This window comes from Catenulispora sp. GAS73 (genome assembly GCF_041262085.1).
In the GTDB taxonomy this organism is placed as follows: domain Bacteria; phylum Actinomycetota; class Actinomycetes; order Streptomycetales; family Catenulisporaceae; genus Catenulispora.
Genome location: NZ_JBGCCM010000019.1, coordinates 93,245 through 105,623, shown reverse-complemented (window position 1 = coordinate 105,623; position 12,379 = coordinate 93,245). Strand labels below are relative to the sequence as shown.

10 protein-coding genes are annotated in these 12,379 nt (G+C 68.8%); 1 reads left to right on the top strand and 9 read right to left on the bottom strand.

What is annotated here, in order from left to right; translation table 11 throughout:
* Window positions 1-173: 173 nt before the first annotated feature.
* The 9 genes from ABH935_RS27485 to ABH935_RS27445 form a co-directional block, all read right to left on the bottom strand.
* Window positions 174-1,547 carry an aspartate aminotransferase family protein gene (locus tag ABH935_RS27485; RefSeq protein WP_370380822.1) on the bottom strand — a complete coding sequence of 458 codons (1,374 nt, stop codon included), beginning with the start codon at window positions 1,545-1,547 and terminating at the stop codon, window positions 174-176.
* A 71-nt stretch (window positions 1,548-1,618) separates the two neighbouring features.
* The gene (locus tag ABH935_RS27480) at window positions 1,619-2,902 is read right to left on the bottom strand and encodes an adenylosuccinate synthase (protein WP_194907527.1); all 1,284 of its coding nucleotides are present in this window, start codon (window positions 2,900-2,902) and stop codon (window positions 1,619-1,621) included.
* Window positions 2,903-3,029: 127 nt separating this feature from the next.
* The gene (locus ABH935_RS27475) at window positions 3,030-4,265 is read right to left on the bottom strand and encodes a hypothetical protein (RefSeq protein ID WP_370380821.1); all 1,236 of its coding nucleotides are present in this window, start codon (window positions 4,263-4,265) and stop codon (window positions 3,030-3,032) included.
* Window positions 4,262-4,789, bottom strand: coding sequence for a SigE family RNA polymerase sigma factor (locus ABH935_RS27470; protein WP_370380820.1), 528 nt, complete (start codon window positions 4,787-4,789; stop codon window positions 4,262-4,264). Before ABH935_RS27470 ends, ABH935_RS27475 begins: the two co-directional genes overlap by 4 nt.
* A 96-nt stretch (window positions 4,790-4,885) precedes the next feature.
* Window positions 4,886-7,876: a tetratricopeptide repeat protein gene (locus ABH935_RS27465; protein WP_370380819.1), complete on the bottom strand. Its 2,991-nt coding sequence runs from the start codon at window positions 7,874-7,876 to the stop codon at window positions 4,886-4,888.
* A gap of 17 nt (window positions 7,877-7,893) precedes the next feature.
* Window positions 7,894-9,804 carry an HSP90 family protein gene (locus ABH935_RS27460; protein ID WP_370380936.1) on the bottom strand — a complete coding sequence of 637 codons (1,911 nt, stop codon included), beginning with the start codon at window positions 9,802-9,804 and terminating at the stop codon, window positions 7,894-7,896.
* Window positions 9,805-9,884: 80 nt separating this feature from the next.
* The gene (locus ABH935_RS27455) at window positions 9,885-10,094 is read right to left on the bottom strand and encodes a DUF397 domain-containing protein (protein ID WP_370380818.1); all 210 of its coding nucleotides are present in this window, start codon (window positions 10,092-10,094) and stop codon (window positions 9,885-9,887) included.
* Between the two features lie 264 nt (window positions 10,095-10,358).
* Entirely contained in the window at window positions 10,359-10,565 is a 207-nt protein-coding gene (locus ABH935_RS27450; protein ID WP_370380817.1) for a DUF397 domain-containing protein, read from the bottom strand.
* Window positions 10,562-11,533 carry a helix-turn-helix domain-containing protein gene (locus ABH935_RS27445; protein ID WP_370380816.1) on the bottom strand — a complete coding sequence of 324 codons (972 nt, stop codon included), beginning with the start codon at window positions 11,531-11,533 and terminating at the stop codon, window positions 10,562-10,564. The genes ABH935_RS27450 and ABH935_RS27445 overlap by 4 nt, the downstream gene beginning before the upstream one ends.
* A gap of 617 nt (window positions 11,534-12,150) precedes the next feature.
* On the opposite strand from ABH935_RS27445, the gene ABH935_RS27440 reads away from it, so the two are divergent.
* Window positions 12,151-12,273 (top strand): hypothetical protein, encoded by a 123-nt coding sequence (locus ABH935_RS27440; protein WP_370380815.1) that lies wholly within the window; start codon window positions 12,151-12,153, stop codon window positions 12,271-12,273.
* Window positions 12,274-12,379 lie beyond the last annotated feature (106 nt).

Below are 12,379 nucleotides of genomic sequence, written 5' to 3'. Positions count from 1 at the left end.
TGGCAACTTTAGTCGTGTTCGGACCTTGATCGATCTCAGGACGCGAACGCGCGAGTCCCAAAAATACCCGCGGTGAAGCAGCTCCTTCCAGGAGCGGGAGATATCAGCAGATGACGCGCGCCGCCGGTCGGCAGCGCGCGTCGTCGTCGTGTGCTTCGATCGCTCAGCGGACGTCAGCTCGCGTAGGCGTCCACGACTTCCAGCGCCTCGTCCAGCGCCGCCAGCCCCTTGCGCGCGTCCTCCTCGGAGATGGTGCACGGCGGCACCACGTGCAGCCGGTTGAAGTTGATGAACGGCCACACGCCGCGCGCCTTCATCGCCGCCGCGAGCTCGTTCATCGGCGCCGCGTCCGCGCCGGCCGCGTTGTAGGGCACGAGCATCTCGCGCGTCTCCTTGGAGCGGACCAGGTCCAGCGCCCAGAACGCGCCGACGCCGCGCACCTCGCCGACGCTCGGGTGCTTCTCCGCGATCGCACGCAGCTCCGGCCCGAAGACCTCTTCACCGAGCCGCGCCGCGTGCTCGATGATGCCCTCCTCCTTCATCGCGTTGATGGTCGCGACGATGGAGGCGCACGCCAGCGGGTGCCCGGAGTAGGTCAGGCCGCCGGGGTAGACGCGGTCCTTGAAGGTCTCCCGGATCTTCTCGGAGATGATCACACCGCCGACCGGGACGTAGCCGGAGTTGGAGCCCTTGGCGAAGGTGATCAGGTCCGGGGTGACGCCCCAGTGGTCGACGGCGAACCACGCGCCGGAGCGCGCGAAGCCGGCCATCACCTCGTCGGCGATGTAGACGATCCCGTACTTGTCGCACAGCTCGCGCACGCCCGCCAGGTAGCCGGCCGGCGGCATCAGCACGCCGGCGGTGCCGACGATGGTCTCCAGGATGACCGCGGCGATGGTCGCCGGGCCCTCGTACTGGATGGTCTCCTCAAGATGCTGCAGCGCGCGCCGGCACTCCTCGGCCTCGGTCGTGGCGTGGAAGTGCGAGCGGTACAGGTGCGGGCCGAAGAAGTGCACGGCGCCGCCGGTGGACTGGCCCACGGCGTCGTTGGCCCAGCGGCGCGGGTCGCCGGTGAGGGAGATGGCCGTCGAGGTGGAGCCGTGGTAGCTGCGGTAGGTGGAGAGCACCTTGCTGCGGCCGGTGTGCAACCGCGCCATGCGGACCGCGTTCTCGACCGCCTCGGCGCCGCCGTTGGTGAAGAAGACGTAGTTCAGGTCGCCCGGGGCCAGCTCGGCGATCAGCCGCGCGGCCTCGCCGCGCACGTCGTTGGCGAAGGACGGCGCGATGGTGCACAGCTTGCCGGCCTGCTCCTGGATCGCCGCGACGACCTTGGGGTGCTGGTGGCCGATGTTGGTGTTCACCAGCTGGGAGGAGAAGTCCAGGTAGCGGTTGCCGTCGTAGTCCCAGAAGTAGGAACCCTCCGCGCCGGCGATCGGGACCGGACTGATGGCCCCCTGCGCCGACCAGGAGTGGAACACGTGGGCGCGGTCGTTCGCGAAGACCTGCGCGCCAGCCGCCTTCAGGTCGTCGGAGGAGATGTCAGTCATAACCCCGAACGTACATGTTGCGGCCCCCCGCGAGGGAGGCCGCAACATGTCAACAAAGAGAGCCGATGCCCTTACAGGAACGAGCGCAGCTGAATGGTCGCGTTGCGCTCCGGGCCGACGCCGATGGCTGAGATCGGCGCCCCCGACATCTCCTCCAGCGCCTTCACGTACGACTTCGCGTTCTCCGGCAGGTCCTCGAAGGACTTGCAGCCCGAGATGTCCTCGGTCCAGCCGGGGAACTCCTCGTAGATCGGGGTCGCGTGGTGGAAGTCGGTCTGGGTCATCGGGATCTCGTCGTGCCGGACGCCGTCCACGTCGTAGGCCACGCAGACCGGGATCCGCTCGAAGCCGGTCAGCACGTCCAGCTTGGTGAGGAAGAAGTCGGTCAGGCCGTTCACCCGGGAGGCGTAACGGGCCACCGGCGCGTCGAACCAGCCGCAGCGCCGGTCCCGGCCGGTGGTGACGCCGTACTCGTGGCCGATGCTGCGCAGCGCCTCGCCGTTCTCGTCGAACAGCTCGGTCGGGAACGGGCCGGCGCCGACGCGGGTCGCGTACGCCTTCAGGATGCCGATGCTGCGGGTGATGCGCGTCGGGCCGATGCCGGCGCCGGTGCACGCCCCGCCGGTGGTCGGGTTCGAGGAGGTGACGAACGGATAGGTGCCGTGGTCCACGTCCAGGAGCGTGCCCTGGCCGCCCTCCAGCAGCACCACCTTGCCCTCGTCCAGGGCCTTGTTCACCACCAGCGAGGTGTCGGCGACCATCGGCCGCAGCCGCTCGGCGTACCCCAGGTACTCCTCGACCACCGCCTCGGCGCTCAGCGCGCGCCGGTTGTACACCTTCACCAGCATCTGGTTCCGGTCGCGCAGCGCGCCCTCGACCTTCTGCAGCAGGATCGAGGGGTCGAACAGGTCCTGGACCCGCACCCCGATCCGGTTGATCTTGTCCGCGTAGGTCGGCCCGATGCCGCGCCCGGTGGTCCCGATCTTGTTCTTGCCCAGGAACCGCTCGCTGACCTTGTCCATGGTCCGGTGGTAGGGCGTGATCAGGTGCGCGTTGGCCGAGATCAGCAGGTGCGAGGTGTCGACCCCGCGCTGGTCCAGGCCGTCGAGCTCGGCGAACAGCACGGCCGGGTCGATGACCACGCCGTTGCCGATGACCGGCACGCAGCCGGGCGAGAGGATGCCGGAGGGCAGCAGGTGCAGGGCGTACTTCTGGTCGCCGATGACGACGGTGTGGCCGGCGTTGTTGCCGCCTTGGTAGCGGACGACGTAGTCGACCGAGCCGCCGAGCAGGTCCGTGGCCTTACCCTTGCCTTCGTCGCCCCACTGGGCGCCGACGAGCACGAGAGCGGGCATGGAGATGCCTTTCCAAACGCTAGACGCCTACTAGCTGCCAGTAGGTCCCTCTAGGGCGACGCGTCTTTTGTGTGTAACGACGGAAGCCCCGGTCGCAAGCGGCGACAGGGGCTCTTGCGGCAAGAGTTTACCGCGTCGTGTCCGGGGATGGCCATTTCTGTTCGCCAACCGTCACCGGGGCGCCTTTTTGGACGGGAAGGGGTTTGCCCGCGGAATCGAAGGCCGTGACCTTGGTCAAAGTCTTTCCCTTCGGGACGATGTAGGCATAGAAGCGGTAGCCGCCGAGGCTCTTGATGGCCACGGTGCTCTTGGTGCCGTCGGAGAAGTCGAGTTCCATGTGATCGACGGTGGGAGCGACAAGACCGTTGCCGAACTCTTGGATGTACGCGGCGCCTCCGCGCACCGGGGCCTTCGCGGACAGCTCGGTCCCGTTCAGCACCGGGATCTCGCTGCACTGCGGGGACGGATGGTCTCCCCACTTCCCGCCCTCCTGGAACACCACGCACGGCCCCGCCGCTCCCGCGTAAGCGGTGATGACCGTCTCTACGCCGGGGGCGACCACGGTGCGCGTCAGTTCCACCGAGCCGGAATCCTTGGCCGGTGTCTCGCCGGGCTTGTACCAATGCCCGGCGGCGCTGGCTGATCCCTTGATATTGAACGGCATCGCATATGCGATCTCCGCGCCATGAGTATCGAAGAGCTCGATCTTACTTACCCCGAGACCGAACGGCAGAGCGAACATGGCCACGGGAACTCCCGCGGTGGGCACCGCGTCCAGCTTCAGGACTTCTCCGTCCTGAAGGGTGATCGTGGCCCTGGCCACGTTCTTGTTCAGGTACAGGGTGTAGTCGTCGGGCTGGCCCTGCAGCCCCCAACTGGAGTTGACGCCCAGGCTGGCGTACTGGTCCCACGTGTACAGATCCGTGAAACCGCACGTCCACAGGATGTTGTAGCAGTTCACGTTGTCGAAGTCGACGCTCCATTTCTTGCCGTCGACCGCGCCCGAGAAATACCCCTTGCCGTCGGTGAGCCGCACCGGGTTCACGGTGACGCGCCCGCCGGTGCTGGTGGCTCCGTACACCCCGCTCGGGCCGCCGTTCGCGGCGCCGACCCCCGCGCTCCCGCCGGCGAGCGCGACCGGCACGCCGATCGACAGCGCCGCCGCGATCGCGAGCGCTCCGCCGCCGGCCGCGCGCCGCCGGGCGCGGATCGCCCTGCCGTGCCGTACCACCGCGTCCACCGGGATGGCCCCGGTCGTGAAGTGGCCCAGGCCGGCGAACATCTCCTGGCCGGCGTCGGTTCCGGTGCCGGGGCCCGCGCCGTCGGAGCCGCCCGGGCCCGGTTCGAACTGGTCGTCGTTCATGAGGTCAGACTCCTGTCCTGAAGCTGTGTGCTGGTGCGGAGCTTCACCAGGGCGCGCGAGGCCTGGCTCTTCACGGTGCCGACCGAGCAGCCGAGCACGGTGGCGGCCTGGGTCTCCGTCAGGCCGTCCCAGTAGCGGAGCACGACGACCGCGCGTTGCTTGGGCGGCAGCTCCATGAGCGCCGCCACGAGCGCGTCGCGCTGGTCGAGGGCGGCGGTGCCGTCGCCGACGGCCGGTTCGACCGCGGCCTCGCCGTGGTGCTCGACGACCCGGCGCTTGCGGAACCGGTGGTTGTTGGTGTTGATCAGGATCCTGCGGACGTAGGCGTCGGGGTCCTGCGCGCGGCGCACCTTCGGCCAGGACGCGAAGGCCTTCGCCAGCGCGGTCTGCGCCAGGTCCTCGGCGTGGCCGCGGTCGCCGGTCAGCCCGTAGGCGAACCGGACCAGGCCGCCCCACCGGCTGACCATGAACTCACGGAACTCTGCTTCGTGGTCCCCGCGGCTTTCACTTTTGTCACCCCGCATCCATCCCCCTCGTCTCGTGCTTCATGTCGCAGAAGAGGGCCGGCGGCGCGCGGATCGTTGCACGCGGGGGAGAAACGGGTCTCAGTCCAACGGGTCTCAGTCCGAGAGCTGCTCCAGGAACGCCACACAGCGCACCGCCTCGACCCCGGCCTCCGTGCACGCCGCGATCGCTTCACGCAGCCGCTCCACCGCGGCGTCGCGGCTGCCGTACCGGTCCAGCAGCCAGGCCACCATCTGCTCGGAGAAGTCGTAGTCCATCGCGCTGTGCGGCAGCAGCGCCCGGAATCCGGAGGCGGCGCGCTCGGCGTACGGCATCGCCTTGTCGGAGAGGTCGGCGTTCAGGTGCAGGCGGGCCAGTTGGTCGTCGGTCTCGGCCATTTCGTAGGCGATGACCTGGGCGTCGCGTTCGTGGGCGCCGGAGCGCTCGGCGGACTCCAGGACCTGCGCGGCCTCCGCGAACAGCAGGAGCACCTGGTCCAGGACGTCCTCGCGCTCGCTGTCGTGCGCCGTTTCCTCCGACTCGCCGAACGTCACCCAGGCCAGGGCCCTGAGGGTCTTGGCGAGGTTGATCGGGTCAGGCAGAGCGCGCAGCAGGATCACGGCACGATCGAAGGCGCGCCGGGCCTCCTCGGCGAGCCCGGCGGCGCGCAGCGCGTGCCCGGCGGACGCCGCGAGCATGGCGTGCCCGCCCTGCTGCGGGAAGTGCTCGGCGATCGAGGCGGCCAACAGATACTGCTCGGCGGCGCCCCGGTAATCCTCCAGGCGGCCCAGGCAGCGGGCCAACGCCCAGCGGGCGTTGACCACGGTCGGGTCGTCGAGGTGCTCGACGATCTCCGGCAGCGCGGACTCCAGGATGGCGGCGGCGTCGGCGTCGCGGCCGAGCTGTTCGTAGGCGAACGCGAGGCTGTGGCGGGCGCTGGCCGCCAGGTCCGGGACGCCGTGCCGGTCGGCCCACGCGACGGCTTCCAGGGCGTGCTCGGCGCTGTCGTCGTAGCGGCCGAGGCCGCCGGTGGCGTTGGCCAGCACCTGCCGGGTGTACCCGGCCGGGAAGCGCTGCTCGGGCCAGCGCCCGGCGATGTCGAGGGCGGCCAGACCGGCCCGTTCGGCGTCGGCGTCGCGGTCGGCGGCGAGGTAGGCCTGGGCGAGGAGCATGTTCGGGTGCAGATTCGCCCAGGGGCGCTCGGCGCGGTCGTACAGCGCTATGGCCGCCAGCAGTTCCGGCACCGATTCCTCGGGACGGCCACGGCGCTGCGCGATCTCGGCCCGCATGGTGTGCGCGGCGGCGGCGCGGGCCGGGACATCGAACTCGATGGCGTCGGCCAGGAGGGCTTCGACGCTCTCCGCGAAGGCATCGAAGGCTGATTCGCGGTCGGAGTAGGGGTCGGGGTATGAGCCGACCTCGGTTGCACGGCGCGCCTCGAACGCCTGCGCGCGACGGACAGTCAAAACGTCCTCCGGCGCGGCCCGGCCACGCGAAAGCAGCACTCGGGCGGTCGCGTAGAGCTCGATCAAAGCGTGTTCCGGAATGGGCTCGTAGGTCTTTTCACGCAGCGCCTCGGCCAACAGCCCGCGCGCCCGGACGGCGACGGCCCGTCCCTGCATCCCGCCTTCCTCGTAGCGTTCAACGGCTTCACCGAGCAGCCGGACAGCCCGTTCCATGTCCTCGCAGTCGAGCGCGTCGGCGGCCCGCTCCTCGGCGAGTTGCGCCTGTGCCTCCAGGTCCAGCGCGATCCCGCGGCGGGAGGCCACCGCCGCGACCCGTTCCCACATCCTGATCGCCGCGGGATGGGCCACGTCGAAGAGTCGGCGGGCCTCGGCGAGCAGGTCGTCGAAGTCGATGTCCGCGTCCGGGTCGGACGGCTCGGAGGGCGGCTCGGGGACCGGCTCGCGCTGGATCGGCAACGCCGGTGTCGGCGCCGACTCTTGCCGCGGCGATGCGGCCGGACGCGGGGCGACGACGAGCGGCAGCTCCGCCACCAGCGGCGTCTGATTGATCGTGGCGGCGATGCGGGAACTCACCGCGTTGTTACCGTTGCGCGTGTCGAAGCGGTGGGTGAGATCGTCGATCTCTGATTGCACCCGGCCCAGCAGTTCGGCGACCGGCCAGTCCCGCCCTTCGGGTCCGGCGACTGGAACGTGCTGCTCGGCGGCGACGAGGGTGCGCAGCAGCAGGGCGGCGCAGGACAGGAATTCGAGGTAGTCCGACGGCTCGTAGGGCGGGTCGAACAGGCGGCGGTTCTCCGTGAGGATCTCCAGGGCCCGCTCGTCGTTGCCCGAGAGCACGCAGAACTCGATGTGGCGTCCGAAAGCGCTGCGCAGCTCGACGTGCCCTTGGAGCAGGCGGTAGCCACGCAGGTGGTTCGCGCGTGCCTCGTCGTAGCGGCCGAGGCGCAGCAGCGGCTTCAGCGACGCGGCGAGGGTGCTGGCGGGCTCGTCCAGGCACGACATCTCGTTGTCGACGGTCGGCCGCCACAGCCGCAGCGCGGCGAGATCGTCGCCGCGTTCCGCGCGCCACGTCCCCTGCGCCAAGTGCTCGCAGGCGCGGCAATCGCTCATCTGGTCGCGCTCGGCGGCCAGCCAGCGTCCGAAGTGCGTTTCGGCTTCGGCGACGTCTCCGAGGTGCTGCGCTATCCGGAAGCGCTGGGCGTGGACGGCACGCATGCCGTATCCGGCCAGGCGGTAGCGGCGTTCCATCTCGCCGACGAAGCCGTGGACGGTCGCCAGCGGGACCTCGGGGACCGAGAGCAGGTCGGCGGTCATCCACTTGAACACCCAGTGCGTCTCGTATTCGAGGCGGCTCGCGTCGCGCAGGGTCTTGCCGTGGCGGTCCCACAGGCGCAGCAGGCGCGAGAACAGGACCGGCGAGCGGAAGCTCTCCCCGCCTCGCTCGTAGGCCTCGATCACCGTGTGCAGCGCGCAGATCTGGGTCTCGGGATCGCCGAGCTTGTCCGCGGCGGCGAGCAGCGCCTCGGCCCGCACGGACCGGGCCCGGCCCGGCGGCTCGTCCTCGTTCGCCACCAGGGCCGCGCGCAGTTCGTCGGGGGTCCAGGTCTGACGCTGGAACGCCGGCTCGCTCGTGCTGGGCATGACGGACATCGGCGGGCTCAGTCCTCTTCTTCGGTCTCGGGCTCCTGCCGTCGCCCCACGGCGAATCCCAGCAGGCCCAGGAAGGCCCGGTTGAGCAACGCCGACTCGCTGGACCGGATCGGCCTTTTGGACAGCAGGAGCGCCTGGCCGTAGACGGCTTCGATGCCGGTCGCGGCCAGTTCGGCGTCGTCCAGCTCGATCAGGCCCTGGATCAGCGGGCTGCGATGGTTCAGCACCAGCCGGGCCCGCGGCCCGACGGTGCGCAGCGCGCCGAGGATGCCGGCCCACAGGTCGTCGCCGTCGGCGGCGGCCTCCGCCTCGGCGTCGGCCCGGGCCCGCTCGTGCCGGGCCTCGCGGCCGTCGAGGAGCAGCGCGGGGATGGTGACGGGGTGGTAGGCGCGCAGGGCCACGTCGCAGTCGAGGGCGTCCAGGACCCGGCGGGCGGTGGCCAGCAGCGGTCCGGCGACCGTCTCCTCGGCGGTGTCGACGGTGTCGAGGTGCGCGGCGATGGTTTCGGGGTCCAGGTCGAGGACGGTCACGCCGGGCAGCGCCCGCGGCAGCTTGCGGACCAGGTCGGCGTCGTAGGTGTAGCCGCCGTTCACCACGCCCAGACCGACCGCGGCGGCGATCTGCGAGACCTGCTGGAACTCCTCGTCGCCGGCCGTCAGGTGGATGACGCGGTGCTGGTCGGCGAAGGCGGTCAGCGGCAGCCGGCCGGCCGTGGTCTCGAAGGGGAGCCAGGGCAGCGTCAGGGCGAACAGGTCGTCGTCGAAGCGTGCCAGGGCCTTGACCCCGAGATAGTGGACCACGAGCAGGCGGTTGAGACGTGGCGGATCGGTCGCGGCCAGCCCGGCGAGCCAGTCCCGGACCCGGTTGCCGAGCGCTTCGCGGACGGCGGCGAGACGGTCGTCCTCGTACAGGGCCTCGCGGGAGGCGGTGGGGCGCAGCGCGTCGGTGTCGATGACGCAGCGGACGAAGAACGCCCAGTCCGGCAGCAGGCCGCGCGCCTGGTCGGTGAGGAGCATGCCCTTGATGTGGACGCGGTGGCCGCCCTGTTCGGAGGTGGTGGCCGCGGTGGGCAGGATGTAGGCGGCGCCCTTGATGCCGAGCAGGGGGATGTTGAGCTCGATGATGTCCAACGGCGCGAAGCCGAGGGTGTCCTGGCAGTAGGCAGCCAGCGCCTCGAAGCGGGTGCCCGGCGAGGAGTACTCGCGGTCCCAGACCGGCGGGGTCTCGGTGATGCGGTAGGTGTAGCCGGCCTCGTCTTCGAGGACTGTCTCGTACGGCAGAAGGCTGCCGAAGTCCCGCGCCAGCTCGACCACCCGCGGCGCCTGGAACCAGAACTCCTGGCCGTGCCGTGGCTTCAGGGTGACGATCGTCCCGGGCTCCGCGGGCGACTCCTCGGGAGCCAGAATCCTGATGTCGTAGTGGCCGTCAGCGGCGCCCCGCCATTCGACGGCCGGCGCGTCGGCGTCGACGGCGGACTTGGTGACCACGCAGATCTCGTCGGCGACCACGAAGCACGCCAGCAGCCCGATACCGAAACGGCCGAGGAAATCCCCCCGACCGAGCTCCAGCACACTCTCGGCATCACCGCCCAACGCGCCCCGCTTCGAACTCCGCCCAATGGTGGCGAGGAACCGGTGCACCTCATCCTCGGTGAGGCCGATCCCACTATCCCGCACCTGCACCCGCGCGCCGTCAGCAAGGATCCGCACGACTGCGGGGGAACCGGGATCAACAGCCCGTCGCGCGGTGATCGCATCCACCGCGTTCTGCAGAAGTTCGCGCACGAACACCCGCGGACTGGAGTAAAGATGATGCGAAAGGAGATCGACGATCCCCCGCAGATCCACTTGAAAGGCATGCACGGACGGAAGACCACGCCCACCGGCATCAGTGGCGGCGGACGCGGACTCGGAGACCAGCGGCTTCTCGGACGACACGCGCTCGATGCTACGCACCCGCGGCGACACCCGACGCCGGAATGGCCGCAACCGCGACGGTTTTAGACGATCGCGTCGAACTCTCCGGCCTTCACACCTGCGACGAACGCGATCCATTCGGCTTTTGTGAAGGCGAGGACGGGACCCTCTCGGTCCCGGCTGTTGCGGACGAGGATCTCGTCTGTACGGACACTGGTCGTCTCGACACACGACCCGTTGCCGTTTGAGGCACTGGACTTGACCCAGCGCGCCTCACTTTGATCGATTTGCATGGACTGCCCTCCCGAAATGACGCGCCGTACCGGGAGTAGTTCCTACCCGCTGGTAGAGGGAGCAATCGCCGCAAGTCTCCCCATGACCAAGACTTTGCCGAGGTAGAGAGCGGTAACAAGCATCGCTACGCACCATGAGAATCATGCGAACGCCCCGTTGCCTCGTGAGCGTGGAGCGTTCGGCTGCACCTTCGACCGGGTCGGCTATGGGTGGATATGCCTTCAGGGGTGTTGGTCGACATCTCCTGTCACCAACACCGCTGATCAAGCCAGGTCGTCGAACTCGCCGCCCTTGGCCCCATCCAGAAACGCTGCGATCTCATTGCGAGTGAACGTCAAGACAGCTCCTTGCGGGTCCTTTGAGTCACGCATATAGACCACACCGGTCTGACCTGCGGCGAGCTCAACGCAGGTTCCGTTACCGCTGCTCGCGGCGGCCTTGCGCCATTGCAGGCCGTCGTTTTCGATCATGACATGGCTACCTTCCCTAAGCCCGACGACCCGGATGGTCGCGCGGAAGACCAGTGTTCGTAGTTGCCCCTCAGCAGACGCATGAGAAATCTTCTGCTGTCCTCCGCGCTCAGGGCCGTCTCAGCCATCGCGGCGAACTTCGCGCCGATGGCGGCGATCTCGGCGTGGCCGCGCAGGAACAGCTCGCGGAAGACTCCCTCGACGTAGCACGCGCTGCTCGCCTTCGGGCCGTCTTCGAGATTCAGGAGCTGAATGGTGGCTCCCTCCATGCCCTGATAGAAGCCCGCCCCGTAGGGAATGATCTGGAGCGTCACGTGCTCCAAACGCGTCGCCATGATGAGGCGATCTATCTGCTCCTCACGGACGGCACGGGGCTGCGGGTCGAGCGCGGCGGGGCGCCACAGCACGTTCTCGTCGATGATGAAGTGGGCCTTCAGCGAGGCCTCATTCCAGATCCTTTTCTGGCGGTCCATGCGCATCTGGACCATTCGCTCCACCTCAGCCTCATCGCGCTCGTCTCCGTTGCGCGTGATGGCTTCCCTGGCATACCGCTCGGTCTGAAGCAGTCCGGGAACGAAGGTCATCTCGTAGTTGCGAAGGCTCCTGGCCTGGGACTCCAACGCGACGAAGGTCGAATGCTTGGCCGGGATGGTGGTGCTCATCCCCTTGTCCGCGTCGACGGCCTCCCGACTCAACGTGATCAGCTGGTCGCGTCGCTGCGCCGGAACCCCGTACAGCTTGCACAGGTCCCGCACGTCCCGCGCGACCGCCCCACGCTGGCCGTTTTCCATCCGGCTTATCTTCGCGTCCGAACATTCCAACCATCGGGCGGCCTCGGCGATGCTCTTGCCCGAAGCCTGACGCAGGGAGCGCAACTCGTTGCCGAGCTCCCAGCGCAGAACATTGATCCCTGCCACCGGCTGGTTTCGCTGATTCGCTCGCACCTGGGCCTCCTTGCCGTCAGGCATGTTCCGTACGCAAGTTCTGTGGGCATCTACACAGTGCAACCGCCGTACGGCAGGTGCCTGATGCAGATTCAGGAAGAACTTGCGAATGGCAATTGACAGCTCCTCTGGACGAGGAGCATCGTACAACTAAGACAGGGGTACGCGACAGGGTTCTGCCAAAGAGCCACCCACCTGGACCAACGAAAGCCGGGCCGACGTAGTGCGGCGTCGACCCGGCGAAGAGAGGCCCCAAACCGGAATCACTCGAAGAGACGGGAAGAGAACCTCATGGAAGTACCTACCCCTACGCCCCCCGAACAATCGTCACCAGGGCTGGAAGACTGTCCGCGCTGCGTGCAGGGCCGGATCGGCAAGGCCCGGTTGACGTGCACTCTGTGCTTCGGGGCCTCGATGGTGCAGCCCTGGGTCGCCGACCAGGAGCGGGCTCAACAGGCGAGCTGGGCCGCCTACCTCAGCGCGCGGCGGCACACGATGCGCGACGGGGCGGATCCGGACCTCGGCGAGTGCGCCCGGTGCTGGCCGTCCAGGTGCCCGCAGTGCCCGTGGACTCCGCCCGCGGATCCCGGGGCCGGTGGGCTCGGGCTCGCAGCCTGAATCGGTGGGAGGTGAGGACCACCATGGAGATACTGATCATCTTCGGTGTCGTATACGCGGCGTTCTTGATCGGACGCCTCCTGCAGTACCTCGCGGACGCCAAGCGCATCCTCGGCCGGGGTACCGACAGGAACGAGCGGCGGTAGAGACCGCTCCCAGCTTGTAGCGCTGAGAAAGCAGCGCGCCTCCCGCAATGGTGCTGAGGAGGCGCGCCTCAAGGCGTCTAGGGCGAAAACAGGCTCGCTGGTTTCG

What these genes read in the sequence shown, in the direction of transcription:
- ABH935_RS27485 (WP_370380822.1), bottom strand. Translation starts at nt 1,547, where the DNA reads ATGACTGACATCTCCTCCGACGACCTGAAGGCGGCTGGCGCGCAGGTC.
- ABH935_RS27470 (WP_370380820.1), bottom strand. Translation starts at nt 4,789, where the DNA reads ATGCGGGGTGACAAAAGTGAAAGCCGCGGGGACCACGAAGCAGAGTTC.
- ABH935_RS27440 (WP_370380815.1), top strand. Translation starts at nt 12,151, where the DNA reads ATGGAGATACTGATCATCTTCGGTGTCGTATACGCGGCGTTCTTGATC.
- ABH935_RS27465 (WP_370380819.1), bottom strand. Translation starts at nt 7,876, where the DNA reads ATGCCCAGCACGAGCGAGCCGGCGTTCCAGCGTCAGACCTGGACCCCC.
- ABH935_RS27475 (WP_370380821.1), bottom strand. Translation starts at nt 4,265, where the DNA reads ATGAACGACGACCAGTTCGAACCGGGCCCGGGCGGCTCCGACGGCGCG.
- ABH935_RS27480 (WP_194907527.1), bottom strand. Translation starts at nt 2,902, where the DNA reads ATGCCCGCTCTCGTGCTCGTCGGCGCCCAGTGGGGCGACGAAGGCAAG.
- ABH935_RS27445 (WP_370380816.1), bottom strand. Translation starts at nt 11,533, where the DNA reads ATGCCTGACGGCAAGGAGGCCCAGGTGCGAGCGAATCAGCGAAACCAG.
- ABH935_RS27450 (WP_370380817.1), bottom strand. Translation starts at nt 10,565, where the DNA reads ATGATCGAAAACGACGGCCTGCAATGGCGCAAGGCCGCCGCGAGCAGC.
- ABH935_RS27455 (WP_370380818.1), bottom strand. Translation starts at nt 10,094, where the DNA reads ATGCAAATCGATCAAAGTGAGGCGCGCTGGGTCAAGTCCAGTGCCTCA.